Consider the following 26,624-nt stretch of genomic DNA (forward strand, 5'->3'; position numbering starts at 1 on the left):
GGGTTACCGCGCCGTACTATCGGTCGTATGGCTACGGAAGACGCGGTGCTTGAAGCACTGGCGACGGTGAACGACCCCGAGATCCAGCGACCCATCACCGAGTTGGGGATGGTCAAATCTGTGGACATCGCCCCCGACGGGGCGGTGGCGGTCACCGTGTACCTGACGGTCTCCGGCTGCCCGATGCGCGAGACGATCACCAAGAACGTGACGGACGCGGTCGCCGCCGTCGAGGGCGTCACGCACGTCGACGTCACGCTCGACGTGATGAGCGACGACCAGCGCAAGGAGCTGGCCGCCGCGCTGCGCGGCGGCACCGCCGAGCGCGAGGTCCCCTTCGCCAAGCCCGGCTCCCTGACCCGGGTCTACGCGGTCGCCTCCGGCAAGGGCGGCGTCGGCAAGTCCTCGGTGACGGTGAACCTCGCGGCCGCGATGGCCGCGGACGGCCTGAAGGTCGGCGTCGTGGACGCGGACATCTACGGCCACTCCGTACCCCGCATGCTGGGCGCCGACGGCAAGCCCACCCAGGTCGAGAACATGATCATGCCGCCGTCCGCGAACGGCGTGAAGGTCATCTCCATCGGCATGTTCACCCCGGGCAACGCACCGGTCGTGTGGCGCGGACCGATGCTGCACCGCGCCCTCCAGCAGTTCCTCGCCGACGTCTTCTGGGGCGACCTGGACGTGCTCCTGCTCGACCTGCCGCCGGGCACGGGCGACATCGCGATCTCCGTGGCGCAGCTCGTGCCGAACGCCGAGATCCTCGTCGTCACGACGCCCCAGCAGGCCGCGGCCGAGGTCGCCGAGCGCGCGGGATCCATCGCCGTACAGACCCACCAGAAGATCGTCGGCGTCGTCGAGAACATGTCCGGGCTGCCCTGCCCGCACTGCGACGAGATGGTCGACGTGTTCGGCACGGGCGGCGGTCAGCGGGTCGCGGAGGGCCTCACGAAGACGACGGGCGCGACGGTTCCCGTCCTCGGCTCCATCCCGATCGACGTACGCCTGCGCGAGGGCGGCGACGAGGGCAAGCCGGTCGTCCTGACCGACCCGGACTCCCCCGCGGGCTCGGCGCTGCGCGCCATCGCGGGCAAGCTGGGCGGCCGCCAGCGCGGCCTGGCGGGCATGTCGCTGGGGGTCACGCCGCGCAACAAGTTCTGAGTGCCCCGAAGGGGCGCGGGGAACTGCGCGACCAGCCACGGCCGGCCCGCAGAAAACCACGCGCCCCACGAAACCCCGCTCCACGCAGCGCTATGCGTACGAGGCGATGTCCTTGATCACCGAGAAGCCAAGGCCGTACGCACTCATCCCGCGCCCATAGGCGCCAAGGTGCACGCCCTCCTTCGTCGAGCCCGCCAGGACCCAGCCGAACTCGGACTCGCGGTAGTGGAACGGCGTCGGCACCCCGTCCACCGGCAGGGAGAGCGCCGACCAGTCGGAGCCCTCCAGGTCGTCCGCGAGGACCCAGGCCGTCTCCGTCTGCTGGTCCAGCCAGTCGTCGCGCAGCGTGTGGTCCATCTGCCCGGGCCAGGTGTGGGACAGCAGGCCCACACCGGCGAGCCAGGCCGCGGAGGAGACCGAGGTGGCCTCCAGGACGCCGGTGCCGTCGGAGCTGCGCCGTACGGGATTGGCCGCGACGGTCACCACGACCGCGAAGCGCTCCTTGTCGCTGTTGCCGAGGGTGCCCTCGGCACGGACGGACGGCTCGTCGCCGTGCCCGATCGAACCGTGCTCCACGGCACCGTCCGCCGTCGCGCCGACCTGCATCAGCCAGCGCTGCCCCGTGAAGGCCTCGTCAAGGCCGTACCAGGGGAAGGGCGCCAGCAGGTAGCCGTCGACCGTGCGCCGGGCGGAGGGCACCGCTTGTGCGGTGCCGTCCGCGGCCGGCGCCTGCGCGCCTACGCGACTTGTCGTCTCCATGTACCCGGCCGCCTCCTCGCTCTCGTCGGTCCGGCGCGGCCCGCCCCCCTCGGGCGTCCTCACGCCGGACAACAAGGCAGGATAGCCACACCCGTTCCCGGCGGTGGCTCAGGAGATGGCTCAGGTGGCGTCCGCGTCGAACGGCGGACGGTCCCCGGCTTCGAGCTTCTTGGGCTCCGCGGGCTGCTTCAGCATGTCGACGCGGGCTCCCTTGGAGAGCGAGGCGGGCGCTCCTTGCGAAGAGCCGTCGGAGCCGTCGGAGCCGTCCGAGGAGTCGCTCTCGCGGCCGTGCACGGCGTCCGCGACCTCGTTCATCTCCTTCTTGAGGTCGAAGCCGTTGCGGATTTCCTTGAGCCCGAGCTCGTCGTTGTCGAGCTGCTTGCGGATGAACTTCTTCGGGTTCAGGTCCTCGAACTCGAAGTCCTTGAACTCCGGGCCGAGCTCTTCCCTTATGTCCGCCTTCGCGCTGTCGGAGAACTCGCGGATCTTGCGGATCGTGCGGGAGACGTCCTGAATGACCTTCGGCAGCTTGTCGGGGCCGAAAATGAGCACGGCGAGGACGACCAGCGTCACTATCTCGAGTGCGCCAATGTCATTGAACACCTTGAACTCCTTGCGATGTCCTCAGCCCGTTGCGTGGTCTGGACCGTGACCACGGTACCCGCCGCTCGTGTCTGTCCGGTAGCCGCTGCACGACAACCCGGGACACACCTGGCCAGTCCTTTACTCAGGTCCCGCCCGCCGAGCCGAGCACCAGCGTCACCTCGCGGTCGGCGCCGCCGCGCTCGACCGTCAGCTGCAGGCGGTCCTTGGGGCGGTGCGCGCGGACCTTGATGATGAGTTCGTCGCTGGAGTGCACGGCGTTCCCGTCCACCTCGGTGATGACGTCGCCGGGCTTGAGACCCGCCTTGTCGCCCGGTCCCCCCGCGTTGACGGCGGGGCCGCCGTCCTTGCCCTTGTCGGCGATGCGGGCGCCGTCGCCGGTGAACTCCGTGTCGAGCGTGACGCCGATCACCGGGTGCGTCGCCTTGCCGAAGTTGATCAGCTCCTCGGCTACGCGCTTGCCCTGGTTGATGGGGATGGCGAAGCCGAGGCCGATCGACCCCGCCTGGCCGCCGCCCTGCTCGGAGCCGTCGTCGGCGGAGCGTATGGCGCTGTTGATGCCGACGACACGGGCCTTCGAATCGACCAGCGGGCCGCCCGAGTTGCCCGGGTTGATGGGGGCGTCGGTCTGCAGCGCGTCCACGTAGGAGATGTCGCTGCCGTCGCCCTTCTCGCCGCCCGCGGTGATGGGCCGCTCCTTGGCGCTGATGATCCCGGAGGTCACCGTGTTCTCCAGGTCGAAGGGCGCGCCGATCGCTACGACGGGGTCGCCGACCTGGACGTTCTCGGAGTTCCCGAGGGTCAGCGGGTGCAGTCCGCGGACGCCGGAGACCTTGACCACGGCCAGGTCGTAGCCGGAGTCGCGGCCGATGACCTCGGCCTTGGCGGTCTGGCCGCCGCTGAAGGTCACCGTGATCTCGCCGCCGGTCCCCGCGGGCTCGACGACGTGGTTGTTGGTCAGGATGTGGCCCTTGGAGTCCAGCACGAAGCCGGTGCCGGTGCCCTGCGCCGAATCGCCGCTGACGTGCAGGGTCACGACGCCGGGCAGGGCCGCGGACGCGATGCCCGCGACGCTGCCCTTGGGCCGGTCCTTGGACTCCGTGTCCGCCTGCGGCAGCGTGATGTCACCGACGCCACCGTTGCGCTCCAGGTACGACCCGATGGCCCCACCGATGCCACCGGACACGAGAGCGATCAACACGAACCCGACGACGACCACGCGCCGCGCCCGCTTACGCCGCTTCTCCGGCGGCTCGGCGGGCAACGCCCCGGTCTGCTGGAGCGGCGCGTTCCAGGGGTCGTACGGCTGCCGGGGCGGGGGGCCGCCGGGGGCCGGGGCTCCGGGGTAGGGGGCGGGGGCCGGGGCCGGGGTGCCGTGCGGGGGCGTGGAGCTGTGGGGCGGGACCGGGGCCGGGGGCTGCGTGCCGTGCGGAGGCGTAGCCCCGTGCGGAGGCTGCGGGAGCGCCATGCCGTGGACAGGGGGCGGGGTCTGCGTGCCGTGCGGAGGTGTAGCCCCGTGCGGGGGCTGCGGGAGCGCTGTCCCGTGGGCCGGGGTCGCCGCCGGGTGCTGGACCGGCGGCGCGAGGGCCCAGGGCCCCGGCTCGCCGTACGGCGGTGTGCCGTAGGGGTCCGGATCGTGCAGGGGACGCGGGCGCTCGGCGGGCAACGCGGCGTCGGTGTCGTGCGTGGGGGCGAGGGGCGGGGCCTGCGCCGCCGAGTCACCGGAGGTTGGGCCACTCGGCATCGGTGCGCCGGGCATCGGCGCGCTCGGTATCGCGGTTTGCGGAGCCGGGGGCACCGAATCGGCCGGGACGCCGGGCACGGACGGCGCCGAGCCGCCCTGCATCGGGGCACTCGGCACCGAGTCATACGAGACCGGGGGCGCCGAATCGGCCGGGACGCCGGGCACGGACGGCGCCGAGCCACTCTGCATCGGGGCACTCAGCACCGAGTCATACGAGACCGGGGGCACCGAATCCGCCGGGGCGCCGGGCACGGACGGCGCCGAGCCGCCCTGCATCGGGGCACTCGGCACCGAGTCATACGAGACCGGGGGCACCGAATCGGCCGGCACGCCGGGCGCGGACGGCGCCGAGCCGCCCTGCATCGGGGCACTCGGCGTCGGGCCATCCGGTATCGGCGCGGACGGCATCGGAGCTTGCGGGGCCGAGGCCTGCGAGGCGGGGTCCACCGAATCCGCCGGGGCGCCGGGCGCGGACGGCGCCGAGCCGCCCTGCATCGAGCCGTGCGGGGCCGGTGCCACCGAATCCGCCGGAGCGCCGGGCACGGGCGGCGACGCGTCGTCCTGCGGCCAGGGCGGGGCGGGCGACGGTTCGGCCGCCGGAGGCAGGGGCCGGGATGGGTCCTGGGTGGGCTGCGGCGCGGAGTCCGGGGCCGGGCCCTGTGTGTCCGGCCGGGGGCGGCTCCACCACTTCGCCTTCGTGGGCTTCCCCTCGTCCATGTTCTCCCCACAACTGGCCCGCGGCGGACGCCGATTAGGTACTCAACCCCGCGCCCGCCGAGTCCCCCGGCAAGCACGGCCCACCGAGGATTCAACCAGGTTCGCCCGCCGGAGCGCAGGGCGACGTCACGTCAGCGCAGCTGCGACGTTCCCTTCAGCGGCGCCGACGTGGCGGCACTGAACGACTCGGTCCCCAGCGGCCCCACGGAGCCCCCCGCACCCGGCAGTTCGGAATCCTGGGTCTCCGCGACCCGACGGTCCGGGGACGGCGGGTGTATCAACGGGGACATCGCGGTGGCACCGCCCACCAGCGGCGCGGTCAACGCGTACACCGGGTCCTGTTGGCGCAGGGGCCGCGCGGGCGCGCCGGGCAGCAGGGGCCCGGTCACCTCGGTCGGCGCGACGGGCGCCTCCAGGGCGCCGGGGCGCCTGCCCTGCACCGACAGCGGATTGCCGCCGCCGCGGCGTCGCGTGGAGTCCGACGTCGCCGCGGGGCCCGAGCCCTGGGTGCGCTGCGGAGTCACGTTGCTGTTGCTGCCGGAGCCGCCCGCGCGGGAGTCGCTCACGTCGACGGGCGCGACCGCCGTGACGCCACCCAGCGCTATCGCGGCCAGCGACACCGCACCCGCGGCCGCGAACGCGAACCGGCGCCCGCGCCAGGCCGAGCGCTCGGGCTCGGGCCTGCGAACCTCATGGATGCGGAAGCCCCGCTGCTCGCTGGGGAGCACCGCGGCGTGGGCGCCGGACGGCACGTACCCCACGAAGGACTCCGTGCTCACGCCGAAGACGCCGGACCGGGGCAGTCCGGCCGATCCGGTCGCCCCGGTGGCGAACCCGTCCCCGGGGGGTCCGGGGGGTCCGGGGGGCTCGATGCCGCCTCCTGGAAGACCTTGCAGCCTGGCCAGGAAGCTCTCGGTCGGCGGCGGCGGCGCCGCCTGCGCGAAGACGTTCTTCAGCCGACGCTGGGCGTCGGCCTCGGTCTTGCACATCGGACAGGTCGCCAGATGTGCGAGGACGCGCTCGCGCGCGTCATGGCCCAACTCGCCGTCCACCAGGGCGGCGAGTCGGTCCCCCAGATGCTGCTCGGCCTCGGCTAGATGCCGTTCGGCAGGATTCGACCGTGATCCACTCACGCGGTCGCGCCCCCTCCTCCCGGCACCACGGCCCCCGTCACCGCGAGCGAGCGGCGCTCGGCGCGGGCCTCGGGCGACCGGTGCTGGAGCGCCTTGCGCAGCTGCGAACGGCCACGGTGGATACGGCTGCGGACCGTACCCAGCTTGACGCCGAGGGTCGCGGCGATCTCCTCGTACGAAAGGCCCTCGATGTCGCAGAGCACCACGGCGGCACGGAACTCGGGCGCGAGGGTGTCGAGCGCCTGCTGGACGTCCGCGTCGAAGTGCGTGTCGTTGAAGACCTGCTGGGGCGACGGCTCGCGGCTGGGCAGCCGCTCGGCCGCGTCGTCCCCGAGCGCGTCGAAGCGGATGCGCTGCTTGCGGCGCACCATGTCCAGGAAGAGGTTGGTGGTGATCCGGTGCAGCCAGCCCTCGAAGGTGCCGGGCGTGTAGGTCGAAAGGGACCGGAAGACACGGACGAAGACCTCTTGCGTGAGGTCCTCGGCGTCGTGCTGGTTGCCGGTCAGGCGATACGCCAGGCGGTAGACGCGGCCGCTGTGCGTGCTGACGATCTCCTCCCAGGTGGGCGGAGTCCACGCCTGCGCATCCGCGTCAGCGGCAAAGGTCGCGGTCTGAGCGGAGTCGTTGGCACGGAATCGGTCAGCGGTGTTGGTCACGGATTTCGGCTCACCCGCCAACCTGAGAAAACGCCGGAGCGCTCCTCCCCGATCCGCGGACGCAGCCGCACCTCCCCTATCGGCTCTGGTGGTGTCCAGTGGAGCCCCTACCATAACCACCTCGCCCGTTAGCTCCGGATAAGCGTTTTTACGTGAATTTGGTACGGGCTTCCGCGTAGGTGTCCTGCCCCTTCGACGCGCCCGCTTCCAGTCTTGATCCATCCGTTACCCCCGTTGCGCTCCCACCCCCTCATAACGCCCGGTCCCATCTGCGGGTTCCCGGCCCCAACGGATACAGTCACGGCCAGGCAACCACGGGGACAGGAGAGGGCCATTACCGGCAACCGGCAGACGAGCTGGGCGTTCGCCGACGCCTTTGTCGCCGAGGACGAGGCGCTGCGCTGGGCCCGGGACCGGGCCCGGGAGACAGGGCTGTCCTCGGTGTCGCCCGGCACCGGCGCCGCGCTGCGGATGCTCGCCGCCACCGCTGACGCGAAAGCGGTGGCCGAAATCGGTACCGGGACCGGAGTGTCGGGGATCCACCTGCTGCACGGCATGCGGCCGGACGGCGTACTGACCACGGTCGATCCCGAGCCGGACCGCCAGCAGTTCGCCCGCCAGGCCTTCCGCGCGGCCGGGTTCGCGGGCAACCGCGCCCGGTTCATCCCGGGGCGCGCCCTCGACGTCCTGCCGCGCCTCGCGGACGGCGGGTACGACCTCGTCTTCTGCGACGGCGACCGCACGGAGTCCCTCGAATACCTCGCTGAATCGTTGCGCCTGCTGCGGCCCGGTGGGCTCGTCTGCTTCGAGGGCGTCTTCGCCGACGGCAGGACGGTGGACTCGGGGCCGCAGCCGGTGGAGGTGCTTCGGCTGCGGGATCTTTTGCGGACGGTGCGGGAGAGCGGGGATCTGGTGCCGTCGTTGGTGCCGGTGGGGGACGGGTTGCTCTGTGCGGTCAAACGGTAGCGCTGTGCTGGCTTGAGCGGTTCTTCCGGTGACGGGGGCCACGTAGCCGCTGCGCGCATGCCCCACGGGGTTTCGCGCAGTTCCCCGCGCCCCCAAAAGACCCCCGCGACGGGGCCCATGTAGTCGTTACGCGCACGCCCCACGGGGTTTCGCGCAGTTCCCCGCGCCCCTAACAGCATCCCCCGCAACGGGGCCACGCGGCCGTTGCCCGCGCCCCTCAAGACACCTCCGCGACGGGGCCCACGCAGCCGCTACCCGCACGCCCCACGGGGTTCCCCGCGCCCCTAACAGCATCCCCCGCAACAGGGTCACGCGGCCGTTGCCCGCGCCCCTCAAGACACCTCCGCGACGGGGCCCACGCAGCCGCTACCCGCACGCCCCACGGGGTTTCGCGCAGTTCCCCGCGCCCCTAACAGCATCCCCCGCAGCCGTGGCCCCCGCCAGGAACCACTCTGCCCCGGCATCGTCACGCGATGCCGGGGCAGTGAAAAGTTTGGGCGCGCTTCCGCGTCAGCCGACGACCTTCTTCAGGGCGTCGCCGAGTGCGTCGGCCTCGTCCGGAGTCAGTTCGACGACAAGTCGTCCGCCGCCTTCGAGCGGAACGCGCATGACGATGCCCCGCCCCTCCTTGGTCACCTCGAGCGGGCCGTCGCCCGTCCGCGGCTTCATGGCCGCCATGCTCGTTCCCCTTCCTGAAACCAGCTCATCGCAGCCGACAACCCAGGTGTCACCGGCATCGAACACATTGCTTCCAGGCCATTATCCCGCATGGCGGGACCCGATGACCAACATCGGTCGGCATCGCTTGCGCAACGCGCGCCCGCAAAACCACCCAATTCGGCGATGTGGCTGCGATACTTCGCCGCCTCGTACGCCTCAGGGACCCGGATTTCTTTGACGCAGGTCACATCTCCGGCCTCGTACCGGAGCCCGATGATCTCCGTCATGCTGACCTCACTACGTACTGGACCAGCGGAGGGGACCACCATGTCGGACAGCGTGCTCTACGAGGTGAGCGGCGGACTCGCGACGATCACGATCAATCGCCCCGACGCGATGAACGCGATGAACACCGAGGCCAAGGTCGCCCTGCGCGACGCCGCGCGGGCCGCCGCCGACGACGACGCCGTGCGCGCCGTACTGCTCACCGCGACCGGGCGCGCCTTCTGCGTGGGCCAGGACCTCAAGGAGCACATCGGGTCCCTGATGGCCGACCGCGAGGCGGGCAGCGGGCAGACGATGACCACCGTCAAGGAGCACTACAACCCGATCGTGCGGGCCCTCGCCGGGATGCCGAAGCCCGTGGTGGCGGGGGTCAACGGCGTCGCGGCCGGCGCGGGGTTCGGTTTCGCCCTCGCCGCCGACTATCGCGTCGTCGCGGACAACGCGAAGTTCAACACCTCCTTCGCCGGGGTCGCGCTGACCGCGGACTCGGGTGTCTCCTGGACGCTGCCGCGGGTGATCGGCCCCGGCAGGGCCGCCGATCTGCTGCTGTTCCCGCGCAACATCAGCGCGCAGGAGGCGTACGACCTGGGCATCGCCAACAAGGTCGTACCCGCCGCCGAGCTGGCCGAGGAGGCCGCCAGGGTGGCCCGCACCCTGGCCGAGGGCCCGACGCTCGCCTACGGGGCCCTCAAGCAGTCCCTGGCCTATGCCTCGGGCCACACCCTGGACGAGGCCCTCGACAAGGAGGACGAGCTCCAGGCGAAGGCGGGGCAGTCCGAGGACCACACGATCGCCGTGCGGGCCTTCATCGCGAAGGAGAAGCCCACGTACCTCGGGCGCTGACGGTCAGCCCGCCGCCGCCTCGCGGGCCACGCAGTCCGCGAGGTGGTCGTTGACCAGGCCGCAGGCCTGCATCAGGGCGTACGCCGTGGTGGGTCCGACGAAGCGGATGCCGCGCTTCTTGAGGGCCTTGGACAGGGCCGTGGACTCGTCGGTGATCGCGGGCACGTCGGAGAGCGTCCTCGGCGCCTTGCGGGAGGCGGCGTCGGGGGCGAACGACCAGATCAGGGAGTCCAGTTCGCCGTCGGACCAGTCGGCGAGCACGCGCGCGTTGGCGAGGGTGGCCTCGATCTTGGCGCGGTTGCGGATGATCCCCGGGTCGGCGAGCAGCCGCTCGCTGTCCGCGTCCGTGAACTTCGCGACCGAGGCGATCTCGAAGTCGGCGAAGGCGGTGCGGAAGCCCTCGCGGCGCCGCAGGATCGTGATCCACGACAGGCCCGACTGGAACGCCTCCAGGCAGAGCCGCTCGTACAGCGCGTCGTCGCCGTGGACCGGGCGGCCCCATTCGTCGTCGTGGTACGCCACGTAGTCCTCGGTGGACAGGCCCCAGGGGCAGCGCAGGCCCCCGTCGGGTCCCGCGACGGCGTCGCTCGTGCTCACTGGTCGTCCCCTGTCTGCCGCTGCTCGTCCTGCCGCTGCTCGGCCGGTTCGGCCGCCGTGCGCGGTTCGTACCCGTCGAAGAGGTCCTTGCCGCCGACCGCGGTGGCCTGCGCCCCGGCGAGGGCCGCCTCCAGCTCGGCGATGCGGGCGTCCCGCTCGGCCAGCTCGGCGCCGAGGCGGCCGAGCACCTCGTCCACCTCGCCCATGTGGTAACCGCGCAGTGTCAGCGGGAAGCGCACCTCGTCCACGTCGGCGCGGCGCAGCGGGCGGTCCTCGGGGAGCGGGTCGGTGAACCGCTCGGGCGCGGCATCGGGCAGCGCACCGCTCTCGCCGCCGCCGACCACGGCGAGCGTCACCGCGCCGACCACCACCACCAGGGCGATGACCAGGAACAAGAACAAGACCATCTTCAGGCCCCCACGCTCGACGTGCCCGTGCTGAAACTGTCAGGGTCCGATCGTGCCATGCGGCACTGACAGTTAAGGTCGCAGGCGGCCGCAGTGCGACAAGGACCCAGGAGGATCACAGGGGATGCTCAGGCTTGGCAGGCGCGAGTTCGACGCGCACGAGCCGGTGATCATGGCGATCGTCAACCGGACCCCGGATTCCTTCTACGACCAGGGAGCCACGTTCCGCGACGAGCCCGCGCTGGCCCGGGTGGAACAGGCGGTGGCCGAGGGCGCCGCGATCATCGACATCGGCGGGGTCAAGGCGGGCCCCGGCGAGGAGGTGACCGCGCAGGAGGAGGCGCGCCGCACGGTCGGCTTCGTCGCGGAGGTGCGCAGGCGGTTCCCGGACGTGGTGATCAGCGTCGACACCTGGCGGCACGACGTGGGCGAGGCGGTCTGCGAGGCGGGCGCCGATGTGCTCAACGACGCCTGGGGCGGGGTCGACCCGAAGCTCGCGGAGGTCGCGGCGCGGTACGGGGCGGGCCTTGTGTGCACGCACGCGGGCGGCGCGGAGCCGCGGACGAGGCCGCACCGGATCACGTACGACGACGTGATGGCCGACATCCTGCGCGTGACGGTCGGCCTGGCCGAGCGCGCGGTGGAGCTGGGCGTTCCGCGCGAGTCCGTGCTGATCGACCCGGGGCACGACTTCGGCAAGAACACCCGGCACAGCCTGGAGGCCACCCGCAGGCTCGGCGAGATGACGGAGACGGGCTGGCCGGTCCTGGTCTCGCTGTCCAACAAGGACTTCGTGGGCGAGACCCTCGACAAGCCGGTCAAGGAGCGCGTCATCGGCACACTGGCGACGACGGCGGTCTCGGCGTGGCTGGGCGCGCAGGTCTACCGCGTGCACGAGGTCGCCGAGACCCGCCAGGTCCTGGACATGGTGGCGACGATCGCGGGGCACCGGGCACCCGCCGTCGCGCGGCGCGGACTCGCCTGAAAGCGCCGCGATCCACCGCGGCCGGGACGGAATCCGGCACAACCGTGCGAAGCCCGAGAGGCGCCCCAGCGCCAAGCGCTCCGCTGGAAGTATGGGCCACACCTGCGGGTGCGTCGTGGCTGGTCGCGCCCACGCGGCGGAGCCGCATGTCTCACGGCCCCGCGCCCCTTCGGGGCGCGGCTCCTCCCGGCAGTTGCCGTCGGGAGGTAGCCGCACGTCCCGCGCGCGGGACGTTACTTCCCGACTTCCTTGGTGACCAGGGAGATCGCCTCGTCCACGTCGTCCGTGACGTGGAAGAGGAGCAGGTCCGCCTCCGACGCCTTGCCCTGGGCGATGACCGTGTTCTTCAGCCAGTCGATCAGGCCGTTCCAGTACGCCGACCCGAACAGGACGATCGGGAAGCGCGTGACCTTGCGGGTCTGTACGAGGGTGAGCGCTTCGAAGAGTTCGTCCAGGGTGCCGAGGCCGCCGGGCAGGACCACGAACCCCTGCGCGTACTTCACGAACATCGTCTTGCGGACGAAGAAGTAGCGGAAGTTCACGCCGATGTCGACGTACTGGTTGAGGCCCTGCTCGAACGGCAGCTCGATGCCGAGACCGACGGACATGCCCTTGGCCTCGACCGCGCCCTGGTTCGCGGCCTGCATGGCGCCGGGCCCGCCGCCCGTGATCACCGCGAAGCCCGCCTCCACGAGCGCCTTGCCGATCTCGACGCCCGCCGCGTACTCGGGCGAGTCCTCCGCGGTGCGCGCCGAGCCGAACACGCTGATCGCGGGCGGGAGTTCGGCGAGCGTGCCGAAGCCCTCGATGAACTCGGACTGGATGCGCAGGACTCTCCAGGGGTCCGTGTGCACCCACTCGGAAGGCCCGTCGGAGTCGAGGAGACGCTGGTCGGTGGTGCCGGGCTGGACCTGGTCGCGGCGCCGCAGCACCGGGCCGAGCCGCTGCTCCTCGGGACGCTTCCTGCCCTCGGTGCCCTCAGGGTTGCTCATCGTCTGCTCCCTCCATGCGTGCGTGAATCACAGCGTAGGTCTACGCGGGTTACGGCCGAGGGACGTCGGGATGTCCGGTTCAGCAGCCCCATCCGTGTCAGGCCGTCAGCCAGCCGCGCAGCCGCTCCTCCGCCTCCGGAATCCGCTTCGCCTCGACGCGCTCGTCGACCTTGTGGGCGAGCAGCGGGTTGCCGGGGCTGTAGTTGACCGCGGGCACGCCGAGCCTGCTGAAGCGCGCCACGTCCGTCCAGCCGAACTTGGGGCGGGCCTCGCCGCCGACCGCCGCCACGAAGGCGGCGGCGCCCGGGTGGGTCAGACCGGGGCGGGCCGCGCCCGTGTGGTCGTCGACGATGAACTCCTCGACGCCGCAGTCCGCGAAGTAGTCGCGCACGAAGGCGAGTGCCTCCTCCTCGCTGCGGTCAGGGGCGTAGCGGAAGTTGACGGTGACGGTGCACTCGTCGGGGATCACGTTGGTGGCGACGCCGCCCTCGATGCGGACGGCGTTGAGCCCCTCGTGGAACTGGAGGCCCTCCACGACCGGCTTGCGGGGCTCGTACGCGGCGAGCTTCGTCAGGATCGGCGTCGCGGCGTGGATGGCGTTGGAGCCCATCCACGCGCGCGCGGAGTGCGCCCGCTCGCCCTTGGTCTTCAGGAGCACCCGCAGCGTGCCCTGGCAGCCGCCCTCGACCAGGCCGTCGGTCGGCTCCAGGAGGATCGCGAAGTCACCGGCGAGCCAGTCGGGGTGGGCCTCGGCGACGTGCCCGAGGCCGTTCAGGTGCGCGGCCACCTCTTCGTTGTCGTAGAAGACGAAGGTGAGGTCGCGGTTGGGCTCGGTCACCGTCTGCGCGATGCGCAGCTGGACGGCGACGCCCGACTTCATGTCGCAGGTGCCGCAGCCCCACAGGATGCCGTCGTCGTCCAGGCGCGAGGGCACGTTGTCCGCGATCGGCACCGTGTCGATGTGCCCGGCGAGGATGACCCGCTCCGCGCGGCCCAGGTTCGTACGGGCCACCACGTTGTTGCCGTGCCGGTCGACGGTGAGGTGCGGCAGGGCGCGCAGCGCCGTCTCGATGGCGTCGGCGAGCCCCTTCTCGGACCCGCTCGGGGACGGGAAGTCGACCAGCCTCGCGGTCAGCTCCGCGGCGTCCAACGTGAGGTCAAGCGGCGTATCGGTCATGCTCACGACCCTAACTCCACAGGCCCCCGCGACCGCTCGCCGGACTCCGGCACCTCCCGGAACTCCAGTACCTTGGACGCGTGCCTGAGCCCCCCACTCCCCTCCGGCGCGGCCGTCCCGCGCGCCTCGGGACCGCGCTCGCCGTGCTGCTCGCCGTCGCGGCTTATGTGGCGGTGCAGTACGTGTACGGGGGCAAGCCGGAGCCGCGGTGCACGGTGGTGTCGGGCAACGGCGACGGCGCTTCGTACACGTTCACGGCCGAGCAGGCGCGCAACGCCTCGACGGTCGCCGTGGTCGGCACCTCGCGCGGCATGCCCGAGCGGGCGGTGACCATCGCCCTGGCGACCGCGCTGCAGGAGTCGGGCCTCCACAACCTCGGCCGCGGCGACCGCGATTCGCTCGGCCTCTTCCAGCAGCGGCCCTCGCAGGGCTGGGGCGACGAGCGGCAGATCATGGACCCGGCGTACGCGTCGGCCCGCTTCTACGCCCATCTCGCCGAAGTCCCCGGCTACTCACGGCTGCCCCTCACGGTCGCCGCGCAGCGCGTGCAGCGCAGCGGCTATCCGCAGGCGTACGCCAAGCACGAGCCGGACGCGGCGCTGCTGGCCGCCGCGCTGACCGGCCGTGCGCCCGCCACCCTCAGCTGCGAGGGCAGGCCGGGACCGGATCCGGGCGGTGCGGCGAAGGTGCGGGCCGCGCTGGTCCGCGACTTCGGCCGCGCGGTGCGCCCTGCCGACACCGGGGGCCGCACGGTCTCCGTGCCGGTGGCATCGGCGGCGACGACGGCGGCGGACGGCGGCGCCCCCGCGCGCGGCTGGGAGCTGGCGCACTGGGCGGTGGCCCAGTCCTCCGCGCTTGGCATCGAGCGGGTCTCCTACGCGGGACGCGAGTGGCGCGCGAGGGACGGCGGGGACTCAGGGGGTTCAGGAGGTTCGGGGGGCTCCGGGGACGGCGCCGGGCAGTGGCACAGGACCGCGAAAGACCGCGGAAACGGCGCCGCGGGGCCCGCGCGGGACACGGCCGAAGTCCGAATCGTCACTGGGCAGTAGTACGGCGGGTCACTCGATCGGGGCACGGCGATCATCCGACACCGACACCTCTCCCGGATTCACCCCGCCCCTCCCCCGTACCCCCCAAATCCCTTGAGAACAAAGGGGATTAAGGATTCCGCGCCGATTCGGAGCGCAGGGCGTTTGCCCGTTTTTATCCGCAGCCGATAATGCGACGCATTACCAACTCTTTACGTTGGGCCACCGCAACCTTCGCGGACTTCGAGCGGTAGTCACTGCGTCCGATCGCCGGAACCCATCCGGCGGGCAGCCGGAGCAGAACCGGCCGGACAACCCAACGTTCTCTCCCGTCTGAAGGAGCATCATGTCCCTCCCCCTGACCCGCCGGATCGCCCGTGCCGCGCTGCTCGGCGCAGCCGGTGCAGCTGCCGCGGTCGGTGCGGCCGGCTCCGCAAGCGCCGCGGCCCTCCCGGCCGCCCCCGACCTGGGCGGTCTCACCGCCCTGGACGGTGCCAACCTGGGCAACACCGTCGACGGCGCCACCCAGAACGCCAGCAACCTCGCCGGTGAGACCGGCAGCAAGGCCGTCAAGAAGGCCGTTCCGACCGCGGGCAAGGCCGTCGGCAAGGGCGCCAAGACCACGACCCCGGCCGCGCAGAAGGCCGCCGGTGACGTCGCGGGCAGCGCGGGCGAGGTGCTCGGCGACACGGCGGGCACGGCCACCGACGGCGGCCTGCCCACCGACGCGGTCACCAAGGGCGGTCTGCCCACCGACCAGCTGCCGCTCAAGGGTCTGCCCCTCGGCTAGTCCCCGCACGCACGCGTACGGACGCGGGAAGGGCCCGGAGCCGATGGCTCCGGGCCCTTCCCATGCCCACAGGCGCGCGCCTCAGGCCAGCCGCGCGACCGCCTCCGCCACGCGCTCGTCCGTCGCCGTCAGGGCCACGCGCACGAAGCTCTCGCCCGCGGGCCCGTAGAAGTCGCCGGGCGCCACGAGGATGCCGAGCCGCGCGAGGTGCCCGACGGTCTCCCAGCAGGACTCGTCGCGGGTCGCCCACAGGTAGAGGCTCGCCTCGCTGTGCTCGATGCGGAAGCCGTGCTTCAGGAGCGCGTCGCGCAGGGACGCGCGCCGGGCCGCGTACCGCTCGCGCTGCGCGTGCACGTGCTCGTCGTCGCCGAGCGCCGCGACGACCGCCGCCTGCGTCGGCGCGGACGTCATCATGCCGCCGTGCTTGCGGATCTGCAGCAGATCGCCGAGCACGCCCGCGTCACCGGCGATGAACGCCGCGCGGTAGCCCGCCAGGTTGGACCGCTTGGAGAGCGAGTGGACGGCCACGATCCCCTCGTACGAACCGCCGCACACGTCCGGGTGCAGCACCGAGACCGGCGCCGCCTCCCAGCCGAGCTCCAGGTAGCACTCGTCGCTGACGAGCAGCACGCCGTGCTCGCGCGCCCAGGCGACCGTGCGGGTCAGCTCGTCCTTGGACAGGACGCGGCCGGTGGGGTTGGAGGGCGAGTTGAGCCAGAGGAGCTTGAGGCCGGTGGGGTCCAGCTGGGTCGGGTCGTCGTAGGCGACGTACTCCGCGCGGGCGAGGCGCGCCCCCACCTCGTACGTCGGGTAGGCGAGCCGCGGGTAGGCGACCACGTCGCCCGGGCCGAGGCCCAGCTGCGTCGGGAGCCAGGCCACCAGTTCCTTGGAGCCCACGACCGGCAGGACGTTGCGGTGGGTGATGTCCCGTGCGCCTAGGCGCCGTTCGCACCAGCCGGTGATCGCGTCGCGCAGCTCGGTGGTGCCCCACACCGTCGGATAGCCCGGCGAGTCCGCGGCCGCGACCAGTGCTTTCTGGATGAGCTCGGGCACCGGGTCGACCGGGGTGCCCACCGACAGGTCGACGATGCCGCCGGGGTGGGCGGCCGCCGTGGCCTTGTACGGCTCGAGCTTGTCCCAGGGGAAGGTGGGAAGGCGGTCGGAGACTACGGACACGTGGTGACTCCCGTAATGCGTGTGGTGCGTAGGGCGCTTGTACGTCGCGTACGACGCTGTGCAAATGCCCCGGTCCCGTACGGCGGTGTGCCGTACGGGACCGGGGCGGCGCTCAGATTGCCGCTGCTAGCCCTGGTCCTGGTTCTGCGGCGGCAGGGCGGCGATGAAGGCGTGGTCGCGCTCGATCAGACCGAGCTTGCTCGCGCCACCGGGCGAACCGAGCTCGTCGAAGAACTCGACGTTCGCCTTGTAGTAGTCCTTCCACTCCTCAGGAGTGTCGTCCTCGTAGAAGATCGCCTCGACCGGGCAGACCGGTTCGCAGGCTCCGCAGTCGACGCATTCGTCCGGGTGGATGTACAAGGACCGGGAGCCCTCGTAAATGCAGTCGACCGGGCACTCCTCGATGCACGCCTTGTCCTTGACGTCGACACAAGGCTGCGCGATGACGTAGGTCACGCTGTCGTTCCTCCTCGATACGGGCGTTGGCGGGCCGTCTTCAGGCTCCGCTCGCCTGGCGCGCGGGAGCGCGGCGTCGTCGATGCCCGCCCCTAGTATCTCCGTTCCCGGGCATGATCCGAACAGGAGGGGCGTACAGAGCTGTGGAATTCACTGCGGGCGGACGGCTTGAGGTCCGAATCACCCCTGCTGACGTGGGTAAACGCGTCTCTGTTCGACGCGTGACCGGGGCCCTGGAGCCTGCCGGGAAGTTCACCGACACGGTGGGTGTTCTCACATCGTGGAACGACGGTGTGGTGCTCATCACACGACGGGACGGCGAGAGCGTCAGGATCGACGAGGGATCCCTCGTCGCCGGGAAGGTCGTTCCCGCGGCTCCGGCCCGCAGGCGGGGTCCCGCCGCCTCGTACGAGGAGCTGGCGCGGGTCAGCGCGCGGGCCTGGCGGCCCGTGGAGAGCGAGCGGCTCGGCGAGTGGGAGCTGCGGGCGGCGTCGGGGTTCACCCGGCGCGCCAACTCGGTGCTGCCGCTCGGCGATCCGGGCAGGCCCCTGGACGAGGCCCTGACGCGGGTGCGCGACTGGTACGCGGCCCGGGAGCTGCCCGCGTACGTCCAGACCGCGACGGGCGCCGAGGGCACCCAGGAGCTGCTCTGCGCCGATCTGGAGGCACGCGGCTGGGAGCGCGAGGTGAGTGCCCGGTTGCACATCGGCGGGCTCGCCCCTGTCGGGGACCTGGACGCGGACGTGGCGCGCGTGGAACTCTCCCGGTCCTGTGACGAGGCGTGGCTGCGGCGGTACAAGAGGTTCGGCGTTCCCGGACCGCATGTGCTCAAGGTGCTGGCGAGCGGGCCCTCGGTGTGGTTCGCTTCCGTGCCCGGGAGCGGTGACTCCCCGGCCGCCATCGGGCGGTGCGTGGTGGACGGGCGCTGGGCCGGTTTCATGGCGGTCGAGGTGGACCCCGCGCACCGGCGGCAGGGACTGGCCACCGCGGTGATGACCGCGCTGTCCCGACAGGCCCTCGCGGAGGGCGCGTCGGCGGCCTGGCTGCAGGTGGAGGATGACAACGACGGTGCGCGGTCGCTGTACGACGGGATGGGCTTCGCGGCGCATCACGCGTACCACCACTACCGGTACGGGGCCGCCTGAGCGGGTCCGGCGGGACGGGAACGCGGACGGGAACACGGTGGACGGGAACGCCGCGAACGGGAACGCGGCGGACGCGAGGCCCCGGGCGTAACACCTCACGCGCGGGCGGCACGTGGGCACGTAGCACACTGCACGAGAGCACGGCACGGGAAACAGCGCCCGTCGAGGGCATGAGACACGAGGCACGTATGCACGCGGAGTCCGGCGAATGGCGGCGGCGGTTCGCCGAAGAGGCAAGGTCCGAACGGCCCGGTCTCGCGCCGCTGTGCCTGCTGATCGGCGCGGAGGCGGATCCCACCCTGGACGAGGCGGGCATCGACGCCGCCGAGATCGAACTGGACCGCCTCGCCGGTCTGTTGCCGTTCGAACCCGGCGGCCCCCGGGCGTGGGCGGCCGCGCTCGCCGAACTCCTCGGCGGGCAGTGCGGGTTCGAGGGGACACCGGGCGACTACCAGCGCCTGGAGTCATCCCTCCTGCACGAGGTGCTGCGGCGCCGCAGGGGGCTGCCGATCCTGCTGTCCGTGGTGTGGATGGAGGTGGCGCGGCGCGCGGGCGCCCCCGTGTACGGCGTGGGCCTTCCGGGCCATTTCGTGGTCGGCTTCGGCCCCAAGGACGAGCAGGTGCTCGCCGATCCGTTCGACGGCGGACGGCTGCTGACCGGCGCGGACGCGGAGCTCCTGGTGGCCGGTACGACGGGCGGCGGGATCCAGCCCTCGATGCTGACGCCCGCCGATCCGCTGAACATCATCCAGCGCATCCTCAACAACATCCGCGCCTGGGCCGCCGCCCGCCCCGAGCGTTCTGACGTCGCGCTGTGGGCCCTCGAACTGTCCCTGCTGCTGCCCTCGCACCCGGCCAGGCTGCGCTACGAACGAGCCCAACTCCTCGTACAGCGCGGTGACTTCCTGGGCGGCGCGGAAGCCCTTGACGAGTACGCCGATGTGGTGACGACGGTCGAGCCGACCACCGCGGAGCGGGTCAGGCACCAGGCACGGGCCGCCCGCGCGATGCTCAACTGACCCCCGCGCCACCCTTCGTACTGAGCCAGGACGGACACCGGACGGACGTATCGATCGGCCCGACCGGGCACCAGGGACGTATGCACCCCCGAACCGCCCAGTGGCGGCGCCTGTTCGCGGACGAGGCCGGGTCCGAGCGGCCCGATCTCGCGCTGCTCTGCCTGCTGATCGGCACGGAGGCCGACCCCTCGCTCGACACGACGGACCTCGACATGACGCGGCGCCTGCTCGACCGGCTTGCCGCACAGGTCGCACAGGCCGTGTCCGCGCGCGGGACCGGAGCCGCCGAAGACCCCCGCTCCTGGGCCCTCGCCGTGGCCGAACTCCTGGGCCAGCGCTACGGGTTCAAGGGCGGACCCGGCGTGTACCAGCGCCTGGAGTCCTCCCTCCTGCACGAGGTGCTCAGACGCCGCAGAGGGCTGCCGATCCTGCTCTCGGTGCTCTGGATGGAGGTGGCGCGGCGCGCGGGCGCCCCCGTGCACGGCGTGGCGCTGCCGGGGCACTTCGTGGTCGGCTTCGGGGGCGAGGGCGGCGGCGACGACCAGGTGCTCGCCGACGCCTTCTCCGGCGGCCGCGTGCTGAGCGCGACGGACGCGGCGCTGCTCGTCGCCGCGGCCACCGGGGCGCCGCTCGTGCCGTCGATGCTGCGGCCCGCGGGGACCCTGGACATCGTCCGGCGGATCCTGAACAACGTCCGCGCCTGGGCCGCGCCGCGGCCCGAACGCTCCGAGGTCTCCCTGTGGGCGATCGACCTCTCGCTGCTGCTGCCCGCGCCGAACGCCCGGCTGCACTACGAACGCGCCGAACTCCTGGTGCAGCGAGGGGACTACCTCAGGGGCGCGCGGGAGCTCGACACCTACGCCGACGCGGTCGCCGCCGAGGACGCGGCGACTGCGGACCGGGCCAGGCGGCAGGCGCACGGGGCGCGGGCGATGCTGAACTGACCTGTCACGCGCGGGCGTTGGTGGCCCGGCTCAGAGCCAGCCCTTGTCCCGCGCGACCTTGACCGCCTCGGCGCGGTTGCGCACGGCCAGCTTCTGGATCGCCGTCGAGAGGTAGTTGCGGACCGTGCCCTGCGAGAGGTGCAGGTCCTTGGCCAGTTCGGCGTTGGTGGCGCCGTCGGCGGCCGCGCGAAGGACCTCGCGCTCGCGGTCGGTGAGCGGGTTCGCGCCCCCGGCGAGGGCCGCGGCCGCAAGCGTCGGGTCGATGACCCGCTCCCCCGCCAGGACCTTGCGCACCGCGGCGGCGAGCTGGGCCGCGGGCGCGTCCTTGACCAGGAACGCGTCGGCGCCGGACTCCATGGCGCTGCGCAGATAGCCGGGCCGCCCGAACGTGGTGAGGATGACCACCTTCAACCCAGGGAGTTCGGCGTGCAGTTGGGCCGCCGCCTCGATGCCCGTGCAGCCCGGCATCTCGATGTCGAGCAGCGCCACGTGCACCTCGTGCGAGCGGGCCGCGGCGAGCACCTCGTCGCCGCGGGACACCTGGGCGACGACCTCGATGTCCGGTTCGAGACCGAGCAGGGCGGCGAGTGCCTCCCTGACCATCGACTGGTCCTCGGCGAGCAGCACCTTGATGACGCCGCCACCCGCACCGCTGTCGCCGTCCGTGCCGCTCCCGCTGTTCACGCTGCTCATGAGGGGGATCCTACGGCCGCGTCGGCGAGCGGCACGCGGACGGTGAGACGGAAGCCGTGGCGGGCCGCGGGGCCCCTCTCCAGGTCGCCGCCGACGGCCTGGACGCGCTCGGCGAGGCCCGTGAGGCCATTGCCCGCCGCGGCGCCGGAGCCACCCGAACCGTCGTCCTCCACGCACAGTTCCAGGCGCCGCCCCGCGAGCGTCTGCCGGGCGGTGAACGTCACCGTGCAGCGCCGGGCGCCACTGTGCCGTACGACGTTGGTCACGGCCTCCCGCAGCGCCCACGCGAGCGCCGCCTCGCCCTCCTCGCCCGGCAGTTCGGCGGGCGCCTCAAGGGGCACGTCGGCTTCGACGCCCGCGGCGGTGAGCGCCGTGCGCGCCCCCGCGAGCTCGCCCGCCAGGGTGCGCCGCCGGTAGCCGGAGACCGCCTCGCGCACGTCCACCAGGGCCTGGCGGCTGACCTGTTCGATGTCGGCGACCTGCTGCGCGGCCTTGTCGGGGTCGGTGGGCAGCATCCGCCCCGCCAGCTCGCTCTTGAGCGTGATCAGCGAGAGCGAGTGGCCGAGCAGGTCGTGCAGGTCCCTGGCGAGCCGCAGCCGCTCCTCGTTGGCGGCGAGCTGGGCGACGGTGGCGCGGGCCTGGCGGAGCTGGATCGTCGTACGGATCAGTTCGCGCACGCCGGACATCGCGAAGCCCACCAGGAGGGTGATCACCCCGAGGCTGCCGATCAGGTCGCCGAGGCCGTCGTCCCGCAGGCCCACCAGGATCATCAGGAGGGTGACGCCGGGGATGACCCACATCGCGTACGCCACCGGAAGGACCGCTCCCGCGGACACCGCGACGTACACGAAGAGCCCGAGCCACTGGTCGCCGAAGCAGAACGAGAGGACCGTGGCGAGGACGACGAGCGCCGCGAACGAGCCGATGACGGGGCGCCATCGGAGGATCCTGGTGGTGTAGCGGAAGACCAGGGCCAGATAGCAGACCACGAAGACCGTGAGGCCGAGCCAGCCGAACACCGTGGCGAGTGCCGTGTGGCGGCCCTCGGCCAGATCCGTGATCGGGGAGCTCAGGAAGATCAGCCAGACGCCGATCCAGGCGGCCTTCGTCAGGAACTGGCGGCGGCCCCGGGTCGGCCGCCCGAACGTGTACACGGGGTGCAGCTCGTTGCCCCCAGCGTCTGTCTCGCTCACGCCTTCAGTGTGTCCTTCCGGTACAGCCACGCCGCGCCGCCCGCGAAGAGAAGGAAGTAGGCGACGAGCAGCGTGACGTCCTTCGCGTGCGGGGCGTCGCCCAGTTCGATGGCCTGCCCGAGGGCAGCGTACGCGTGCGTGGGCAGCCAGGACGCGATGTCCCGCAGCCACTGGGGGAAGGTCGTCGTCGGCATCCACAGGCCGCCGAGCACGGAGAGCCCGAAGTAGACGATCATCGTGATCGGGCGCACCGCGTCACCGGAGGCGAGGTAGCCGATCGCCACGCCGAGCGCGGCGAAGCAGAGGCTGCCCGCCCAGATCGCGCCGGTGAGCGCCAACCACTGCCAGGCGTCGAAGCGGACGTCCTTGACGGCCGCGGCGACCACGAAGACCACGACGATGGACGGCAGGCTCACCACGGCCGCGCTCGCGGTCTTGGCCAGGACGTAGCCGCGCCCGGGCAGCGAGGTCAGGCGCAGCTGCCGCACCCAGCCGTTCTCGCGCTCCTTGGCGATGCGCTCGCTGTTGCCCATGAGGACGGCGGTGAGGGCGCCGAACGACGCCATGGACACCATGAAGAGGGAGGGCAGGCTCAAGCCCGTCCCCTCGACCTTCTCCGTGCCCGACTGGCCGCCCGCGATGATCAGGTAGAGCAGCGACGGATAGATCACCGAGAAGAACAGGAACTTGCGGTTGCGCAGGGAGCGGGTGATCTCCAGCTTGACGAGCGCGCGCGAGGCGAAGGGGTACGTCGGATTCGTCATCGGGTCCTGGCCTCCTCGGCCTCGGTGATCGCCACGAAGGCCTGTTCGAGGCCGAGCCCGGCGACCTCCAGATTGCGGGGGTAGACGCCGAGGCCGTACAGCGCGTGCACGGTGGCGTCGGCGTCCGTCGACTGGAGTCGGACCGTGTGGCCCGACACGTCGAGCGCGGTCAGGAACGGCAGCGCGCGCAGCTCGGCCGCGAGCGCCTCGTCGATGGCCGCCAGGTCGAAGGAGACCTTGCGGGCGCCCGCCTTCGCCTTGATCTCGGCGGCGGTGCCGTCCGCGAGGAGGCGGCCGCGGTGCAGGACGAGGACGCGGTCGGCGATCGCGTCGGCCTCCTCCAGGTAGTGCGTGGCGAAGAGGACGGCGCGGCCCTGTTCGGCCTGGTCGCGCATGGTCGCCCAGAACGCCTGGCGGGCGGTGACGTCCATGCCGGTGGTCGGCTCGTCCAGGACGATCAGATCGTTCTCGCCCGCCGTGGCGAGCGCGAAGCGCACCCGCTGTTCCTGGCCGCCGGAGAGCTTGTTGACCTTGCGGTCCGCGATCTGTGTGATGCCCGCGTGGGCGAGCACGTCGCTCACCCGGTGGGGCCGCGGGTGCAGCGCGCAGGCGAGCCGCACCAGTTCCTTGACGGTGACCTCGTCCATCAGGCCGCCGCTCTGCAGCATGGCGCCGACCCGGCCCGCGGTGATCGCCTCGCGCGGGCTCGTGCCGAAGACCCGCACGGTGCCGCTGTCCGGCTGCCGCAGGCCGAGCAGCAGGTCGAGGGTGGAGGACTTGCCCGCGCCGTTCGGTCCGAGCAGGGCCACGGTCTCGCCGGGGCGGAGGTCGAGGGTGAGGGCGTCCACGGCGCGCACGTCGCCGTAGCTCTTGGTCACCTGCTCGAAGCGCACGGCCGGGGCGCCGGGCGCCGCTGTGGTGGTCGTCATGCGTCCATCGTCGCGAAGGCGCAGGTGGGGGCGGCAGTGTCGACTGTGGTGACTCCGGCATGACATCTGTCATGCCGGAGTCGTCCGGCCCCTGCTAGCTCGCGTTCGTCTGGATCACGCCGGTCCGCTCGGCGGTCGTCTTGCCGACCAGCGCCTTGCCCATCGCCTGGGCCACGTCGGTCGGCTGGACCGGCGTCTTGTCGCCGTTGCCGCGCTGGATCAGTACGCCGTCGAACACGTTGCCGTAGAGCTTCTTGATCTCGGCGAGGTTGTAGCGCACCTGGAGCGTGCCGTCCTTGAGGACCTTCGTCTCGAGGATCTTCGGCAGCGACTTCGTCGGGCCGAACGGGATCGTCTTGCCGCCCGCCGCGATCGTGATGTTGGCGGACATGGCCGGCGTGGCGAAGGTGGTCATGAACTTGTCGACCTCGGCCTTGGAGACCGTCGGCTTGCGCGTGGTGACCGGGACCTGGACGGTGCCCGCGCTGCCGGTCTCGACCTGCTTCTTGTAGGCCTGGGCGACGGCGCTCGCGGACGCGCTCGCGTCGATGCCCTTGCCGACCTTGCCGTAGACGGGGACGGCCTTGCCGGGCACGAACTTGACCGTGCCCTCCTTCGCCGAGCCCGAGCCGCCCGCGGCGCGCTCCAGGGCGGCCGCCAGCTTCTCCTCGTCGACGGGCATGACCGGTTCGACGACCCGCTCGCCGCCGAACAGCGAGCCGACCACCGAGACGGGGTTGTAGTCGCTGCCCGCGGCCTCGCGGACGGTCGACTGGCTGTCCAGGGTCAGGCCCGACTGGTCCGGCTTGAGCGTGGCCGGCGCGCCGGCCACCGACAGCTTCAGGGGCTTGGTCACGCGCTCGCCGAGCGCCGCGTCGAGCTTCTTGACGGCCTCGTCGCGGGTGCCGCCGCCGATGTCGACGCCGAGCACCGTGGTGCCCTTCGGTACGTCGGCGTGGTTCATCAAGAGCCCCGCGCCGTACGCCCCGCAGCCCACGACGACCACGGCGGCCACGAGGAGGACCAGCTTGCTGCGGCCCTTCTTCTTCGCCTTCTTCGGCGCGGGCGCGGCGGGCGGCACGTCCGAGCGGACCGGCTCGGGCAGCTTCGGCGGGGTGTGCGCGACCGGCCCGTCCGCCTGCGCGCCCGGCGCGAACGGGGAGTTGTCCTGGACGGGCGGTACGACGGGGATGCCGCTGGTCAGCGTCTCGCCGGAGACGTTGCCGCCCGGCGTGGGCGCGCCGGGGCCGCCGGGCAGGGAGTCAGGACCGCCCGAGGCGGGCGGCCGCGGGCCGCCGGGCGGCGGCGACACGGGTCCCGCCTTCTGCGGCGTGAGGATCGCGGTGTCGTCGCTCATGCCGCCGGAACGGGGCGGCCTGCCCGCCGAGTTGGCGGGGCCCTGGCCGGGGCCGGAGGGGCCGCTCGGGGGCGTGGGCGGCGTCAGCGGGCTGTCGCCGGTCACCGGGCCGCTGGTCGGCCCCGCGGGGCCGCGCGCGCCCTGGCCGCGGAAGTCGTCCGTGCCCGCGGAGAAGTACGGCAGGTCGCCGCGCGTCGGGTCGCCGCCCTGCGGGGCACCGGCGCCGAGGGGCCCTGAGGCCACCGCGCCGGACACGTCGAAGGCACCGGAGCCGTTCGCGCCGGGACCGCCCGAACCCGCGCCCGAACCGGCGCCCGGGGAGCCGCCGTTGGTCGACGGACCCGCGCCCGGCGCGGGCTTGCGCGGCGCGAACCAGTCGCTGGTCTTCTCCTCGGCCGCGGCGCCGCCCGCACCACCGGAGGTGGCCTGCGACGCACCCGTGGCGAAGGCGGAACCGGAACCGAAGGAGTCACCGGCCGCGCGGCGCGCCCCCGCTGCGCCACCAGAGGCCAGCGGGCCCCCGGCCGACGGGTCCTGGCCCGCCTCGCCCGCACCAGAAGCACCAAGAGCGCCCGGCGCACCCGGCGCGGAGGGCTCACGGCGGTCCGCGTCGTCCGCGCGCACGGCGTCGCCGTCGCCGACGGGCGTCCGCATGACGACCGGCGGGATGGGGCGCGATCCGGGGATGTTGATCCGGATCCGCGTGGTCAGTGTGGTCTGGGTCTCGGGCTCGTCAGGACGCTCGTCGGCGGCCTGCCGCCGCGCACCGTCCGCGCCGCCGTCCGCGGCAGCGCCCTGCGCGGGGGAGCCGTACGGCGGCGTCCCCGAGGGGTATGCGGCTCCACCGCGCCCCTGGGGCCCGGAGGACGAACTGTCAGTTTCACGACTCAAGGCAGGTTCTCCCGGTTGGTTCCGCCGCCCGTCTCGGCCTCTCGCAGGGGGTCCCCCCGGCCGGAGGTGGGGGAGGCTCGGCGGCCGCACCACCATACTGGCCGCCGTCGGCACTCATCCTGTGACCGGCGTCAAACCCGTGCGGGACACGGGCCGAACTGGTACGTCACTTGCCAAGTCGGGCGGCGGAGCCGCCCGGTTGCGACGGGCGGCCGAGCGTGGCACACATCACAGCCACCGCCATGCCGCCGAGCAGGAAGCCGTAGGACCCGAGCCCCGCGGCGAAGACGAAGTCGCCTTCGGGTCTGGTGGCGGTCAGCAGGACGACGGCGACCAGCCAGCCCGCCGCGGGCGCCACGGCACCCGCTCTGGTGCCGATCGCGCGCGCACCCCCGTAGAAGGCACCGGCGGCGCCCAGGAGCCCGAGCAGCAACCCGGCGGGGAAGAAGCCGCCTTGGACCAGCGCCCCGGCCACGCCGACGAGGGCGCCGAGCACGAAGAGCCCGGCGTAGGCGGCGAGTCGCCCCAACCGCAGGGGCTGCGCGAGGAAGCTG

28 protein-coding genes are annotated in these 26,624 nt (G+C 72.5%); 9 read left to right on the plus strand and 19 right to left on the minus strand.

Annotation, left to right across the window (positions count from 1 at the left end):
- Positions 1-27 precede the first annotated feature (27 nt).
- Complete coding sequence (locus CP970_RS14750) at positions 28-1,161, plus strand: Mrp/NBP35 family ATP-binding protein (RefSeq protein WP_079043142.1); 1,134 nt, start codon at positions 28-30, stop codon at positions 1,159-1,161.
- Between the two features lie 90 nt (positions 1,162-1,251).
- Here CP970_RS14750 and CP970_RS14755 read toward each other — a convergent pair whose 3' ends face one another.
- From CP970_RS14755 to sigE, 5 genes are all read right to left on the minus strand, one after another.
- Positions 1,252-1,920 carry a hypothetical protein gene (locus CP970_RS14755; protein ID WP_224058442.1) on the minus strand — a complete coding sequence of 223 codons (669 nt, stop codon included), beginning with the start codon at positions 1,918-1,920 and terminating at the stop codon, positions 1,252-1,254.
- Between the two features lie 120 nt (positions 1,921-2,040).
- Positions 2,041-2,523 carry a sec-independent translocase gene (locus CP970_RS14760; RefSeq protein WP_055543850.1) on the minus strand — a complete coding sequence of 161 codons (483 nt, stop codon included), beginning with the start codon at positions 2,521-2,523 and terminating at the stop codon, positions 2,041-2,043.
- A 124-nt stretch (positions 2,524-2,647) separates the two neighbouring features.
- The gene (locus CP970_RS14765; RefSeq protein ID WP_450262691.1) at positions 2,648-4,456 is read right to left on the minus strand and encodes a trypsin-like peptidase domain-containing protein; all 1,809 of its coding nucleotides are present in this window, start codon (positions 4,454-4,456) and stop codon (positions 2,648-2,650) included.
- Between the two features lie 659 nt (positions 4,457-5,115).
- Positions 5,116-6,024, minus strand: coding sequence for an anti-sigma factor (locus CP970_RS14770; protein ID WP_224059223.1), 909 nt, complete (start codon positions 6,022-6,024; stop codon positions 5,116-5,118).
- Positions 6,025-6,113: 89 nt separating this feature from the next.
- On the minus strand, positions 6,114-6,887 hold the full coding sequence (sigE, locus tag CP970_RS14775; protein WP_191094917.1) for an RNA polymerase sigma factor SigE: 774 nt from the start codon (positions 6,885-6,887) through the stop codon (positions 6,114-6,116).
- Between the two features lie 153 nt (positions 6,888-7,040).
- Between sigE and CP970_RS14780 the strand changes: the two genes are divergently transcribed.
- Positions 7,041-7,739: an O-methyltransferase gene (locus tag CP970_RS14780; RefSeq protein WP_055548095.1), complete on the plus strand. Its 699-nt coding sequence runs from the start codon at positions 7,041-7,043 to the stop codon at positions 7,737-7,739.
- Between the two features lie 510 nt (positions 7,740-8,249).
- On the opposite strand, the gene CP970_RS14785 is transcribed toward CP970_RS14780, so the two are convergent.
- Both CP970_RS14785 and CP970_RS14790 read right to left on the minus strand, forming a co-directional pair.
- Positions 8,250-8,417, minus strand: a complete 168-nt coding sequence (locus CP970_RS14785) for a DUF3117 domain-containing protein (protein WP_003966491.1) — start codon at positions 8,415-8,417, stop codon at positions 8,250-8,252.
- Positions 8,405-8,686, minus strand: a complete 282-nt coding sequence (locus CP970_RS14790; protein WP_150493386.1) for a hypothetical protein — start codon at positions 8,684-8,686, stop codon at positions 8,405-8,407. The genes CP970_RS14785 and CP970_RS14790 overlap by 13 nt, the downstream gene beginning before the upstream one ends.
- Positions 8,687-8,726: 40 nt before the next feature.
- Here CP970_RS14790 and chcB point away from each other — a divergent pair, with 40 nt between their 5' ends.
- Complete coding sequence (gene chcB, locus CP970_RS14795) at positions 8,727-9,527, plus strand: 2-cyclohexenylcarbonyl CoA isomerase (RefSeq protein ID WP_055548087.1); 801 nt, start codon at positions 8,727-8,729, stop codon at positions 9,525-9,527.
- A gap of 3 nt (positions 9,528-9,530) precedes the next feature.
- On the opposite strand, the gene CP970_RS14800 is transcribed toward chcB, so the two are convergent.
- Both CP970_RS14800 and CP970_RS14805 read right to left on the minus strand, forming a co-directional pair.
- Positions 9,531-10,124 (minus strand): DNA-3-methyladenine glycosylase I, encoded by a 594-nt coding sequence (locus CP970_RS14800; RefSeq protein WP_055548086.1) that lies wholly within the window; start codon positions 10,122-10,124, stop codon positions 9,531-9,533.
- Positions 10,121-10,531, minus strand: a complete 411-nt coding sequence (locus CP970_RS14805) for a DivIVA domain-containing protein (protein ID WP_055548084.1) — start codon at positions 10,529-10,531, stop codon at positions 10,121-10,123. Before CP970_RS14805 ends, CP970_RS14800 begins: the two co-directional genes overlap by 4 nt.
- A 124-nt stretch (positions 10,532-10,655) precedes the next feature.
- On the opposite strand from CP970_RS14805, the gene folP reads away from it, so the two are divergent.
- Entirely contained in the window at positions 10,656-11,516 is an 861-nt protein-coding gene (gene folP, locus CP970_RS14810; protein ID WP_055548082.1) for a dihydropteroate synthase, read from the plus strand.
- 233 nt (positions 11,517-11,749) lie between these two features.
- Here the strand turns inward: folP and CP970_RS14815 are convergent, their stop codons facing one another.
- Both CP970_RS14815 and dapE read right to left on the minus strand, forming a co-directional pair.
- Positions 11,750-12,508: an LOG family protein gene (locus tag CP970_RS14815; RefSeq protein ID WP_055548080.1), complete on the minus strand. Its 759-nt coding sequence runs from the start codon at positions 12,506-12,508 to the stop codon at positions 11,750-11,752.
- Between the two features lie 97 nt (positions 12,509-12,605).
- Entirely contained in the window at positions 12,606-13,685 is a 1,080-nt protein-coding gene (gene dapE / locus CP970_RS14820) for a succinyl-diaminopimelate desuccinylase (protein ID WP_055548093.1), read from the minus strand.
- An 80-nt stretch (positions 13,686-13,765) separates the two neighbouring features.
- Between dapE and CP970_RS14825 the strand changes: the two genes are divergently transcribed.
- The gene (locus tag CP970_RS14825; RefSeq protein WP_063806097.1) at positions 13,766-14,734 is read left to right on the plus strand and encodes a hypothetical protein; all 969 of its coding nucleotides are present in this window, start codon (positions 13,766-13,768) and stop codon (positions 14,732-14,734) included.
- A gap of 325 nt (positions 14,735-15,059) precedes the next feature.
- Positions 15,060-15,503, plus strand: coding sequence for a hypothetical protein (locus CP970_RS14830; protein WP_055548075.1), 444 nt, complete (start codon positions 15,060-15,062; stop codon positions 15,501-15,503).
- 81 nt (positions 15,504-15,584) lie between these two features.
- Here the strand turns inward: CP970_RS14830 and CP970_RS14835 are convergent, their stop codons facing one another.
- Entirely contained in the window at positions 15,585-16,679 is a 1,095-nt protein-coding gene (locus CP970_RS14835; RefSeq protein ID WP_055548073.1) for a bifunctional succinyldiaminopimelate transaminase/glutamate-prephenate aminotransferase, read from the minus strand.
- A gap of 126 nt (positions 16,680-16,805) precedes the next feature.
- Positions 16,806-17,135, minus strand: coding sequence for a ferredoxin (gene fdxA, locus CP970_RS14840; protein ID WP_055548070.1), 330 nt, complete (start codon positions 17,133-17,135; stop codon positions 16,806-16,808).
- A gap of 143 nt (positions 17,136-17,278) precedes the next feature.
- Here fdxA and CP970_RS14845 point away from each other — a divergent pair, with 143 nt between their 5' ends.
- The 3 genes from CP970_RS14845 to CP970_RS14855 all read left to right on the plus strand — a co-directional run bounded on the left by CP970_RS14845 (position 17,279) and on the right by CP970_RS14855 (position 20,243).
- Complete coding sequence (locus CP970_RS14845) at positions 17,279-18,280, plus strand: GNAT family N-acetyltransferase (RefSeq protein WP_055548068.1); 1,002 nt, start codon at positions 17,279-17,281, stop codon at positions 18,278-18,280.
- Between the two features lie 170 nt (positions 18,281-18,450).
- Positions 18,451-19,299, plus strand: coding sequence for a transglutaminase family protein (locus CP970_RS14850; protein ID WP_055548066.1), 849 nt, complete (start codon positions 18,451-18,453; stop codon positions 19,297-19,299).
- 80 nt (positions 19,300-19,379) lie between these two features.
- Entirely contained in the window at positions 19,380-20,243 is an 864-nt protein-coding gene (locus tag CP970_RS14855) for a transglutaminase family protein (RefSeq protein ID WP_055548065.1), read from the plus strand.
- Positions 20,244-20,273: 30 nt separating this feature from the next.
- Here CP970_RS14855 and CP970_RS14860 read toward each other — a convergent pair whose 3' ends face one another.
- From CP970_RS14860 to CP970_RS14885, 6 genes are all read right to left on the minus strand, one after another.
- The gene (locus CP970_RS14860; protein WP_055548064.1) at positions 20,274-20,936 is read right to left on the minus strand and encodes a response regulator transcription factor; all 663 of its coding nucleotides are present in this window, start codon (positions 20,934-20,936) and stop codon (positions 20,274-20,276) included.
- Entirely contained in the window at positions 20,933-22,129 is a 1,197-nt protein-coding gene (locus tag CP970_RS14865; protein WP_055548062.1) for a sensor histidine kinase, read from the minus strand. Before CP970_RS14865 ends, CP970_RS14860 begins: the two co-directional genes overlap by 4 nt.
- Entirely contained in the window at positions 22,126-22,893 is a 768-nt protein-coding gene (locus CP970_RS14870; RefSeq protein WP_055548060.1) for an ABC transporter permease, read from the minus strand. Before CP970_RS14870 ends, CP970_RS14865 begins: the two co-directional genes overlap by 4 nt.
- Positions 22,890-23,822, minus strand: a complete 933-nt coding sequence (locus tag CP970_RS14875) for an ABC transporter ATP-binding protein (RefSeq protein ID WP_055548059.1) — start codon at positions 23,820-23,822, stop codon at positions 22,890-22,892. Before CP970_RS14875 ends, CP970_RS14870 begins: the two co-directional genes overlap by 4 nt.
- Positions 23,823-23,916: 94 nt before the next feature.
- Entirely contained in the window at positions 23,917-26,070 is a 2,154-nt protein-coding gene (locus tag CP970_RS14880) for a hypothetical protein (RefSeq protein ID WP_150493388.1), read from the minus strand.
- 166 nt (positions 26,071-26,236) lie between these two features.
- A complete protein-coding gene (locus CP970_RS14885; protein ID WP_055548401.1) occupies positions 26,237-26,605 on the minus strand; it encodes a DUF6113 family protein in 369 nt (122 codons plus the stop codon).
- Positions 26,606-26,624: the final 19 nt, after the last annotated feature.

Origin of the sequence: Streptomyces kanamyceticus (assembly GCF_008704495.1) — a bacterium.
GTDB classification, from domain to species: Bacteria; Actinomycetota; Actinomycetes; order Streptomycetales; family Streptomycetaceae; genus Streptomyces; species Streptomyces kanamyceticus.

Coding starts and splice junctions, on each gene's coding strand:
- CP970_RS14750 (WP_079043142.1), top strand. CDS start 28: ATGGCTACGGAAGACGCGGTGCTTGAAGCACTGGCGACGGTGAACGAC.
- CP970_RS14755 (WP_224058442.1), bottom strand. CDS start 1,920: ATGGAGACGACAAGTCGCGTAGGCGCGCAGGCGCCGGCCGCGGACGGC.
- CP970_RS14765 (WP_450262691.1), bottom strand. CDS start 4,456: ATGCAGAGTGGCTCGGCGCCGTCCGTGCCCGGCGTCCCGGCCGATTCG.
- sigE (WP_191094917.1), bottom strand. CDS start 6,887: ATGGTAGGGGCTCCACTGGACACCACCAGAGCCGATAGGGGAGGTGCG.
- CP970_RS14785 (WP_003966491.1), bottom strand. CDS start 8,417: ATGGCGGCCATGAAGCCGCGGACGGGCGACGGCCCGCTCGAGGTGACC.
- CP970_RS14790 (WP_150493386.1), bottom strand. CDS start 8,686: ATGACGGAGATCATCGGGCTCCGGTACGAGGCCGGAGATGTGACCTGC.
- chcB (WP_055548087.1), top strand. CDS start 8,727: ATGTCGGACAGCGTGCTCTACGAGGTGAGCGGCGGACTCGCGACGATC.
- CP970_RS14805 (WP_055548084.1), bottom strand. CDS start 10,531: ATGGTCTTGTTCTTGTTCCTGGTCATCGCCCTGGTGGTGGTGGTCGGC.
- folP (WP_055548082.1), top strand. CDS start 10,656: ATGCTCAGGCTTGGCAGGCGCGAGTTCGACGCGCACGAGCCGGTGATC.
- CP970_RS14815 (WP_055548080.1), bottom strand. CDS start 12,508: ATGAGCAACCCTGAGGGCACCGAGGGCAGGAAGCGTCCCGAGGAGCAG.
- dapE (WP_055548093.1), bottom strand. CDS start 13,685: ATGACCGATACGCCGCTTGACCTCACGTTGGACGCCGCGGAGCTGACC.
- CP970_RS14830 (WP_055548075.1), top strand. CDS start 15,060: ATGTCCCTCCCCCTGACCCGCCGGATCGCCCGTGCCGCGCTGCTCGGC.
- CP970_RS14850 (WP_055548066.1), top strand. CDS start 18,451: ATGAGACACGAGGCACGTATGCACGCGGAGTCCGGCGAATGGCGGCGG.
- CP970_RS14855 (WP_055548065.1), top strand. CDS start 19,380: ATGCACCCCCGAACCGCCCAGTGGCGGCGCCTGTTCGCGGACGAGGCC.
- CP970_RS14860 (WP_055548064.1), bottom strand. CDS start 20,936: ATGAGCAGCGTGAACAGCGGGAGCGGCACGGACGGCGACAGCGGTGCG.
- CP970_RS14870 (WP_055548060.1), bottom strand. CDS start 22,893: ATGACGAATCCGACGTACCCCTTCGCCTCGCGCGCGCTCGTCAAGCTG.
- CP970_RS14875 (WP_055548059.1), bottom strand. CDS start 23,822: ATGACGACCACCACAGCGGCGCCCGGCGCCCCGGCCGTGCGCTTCGAG.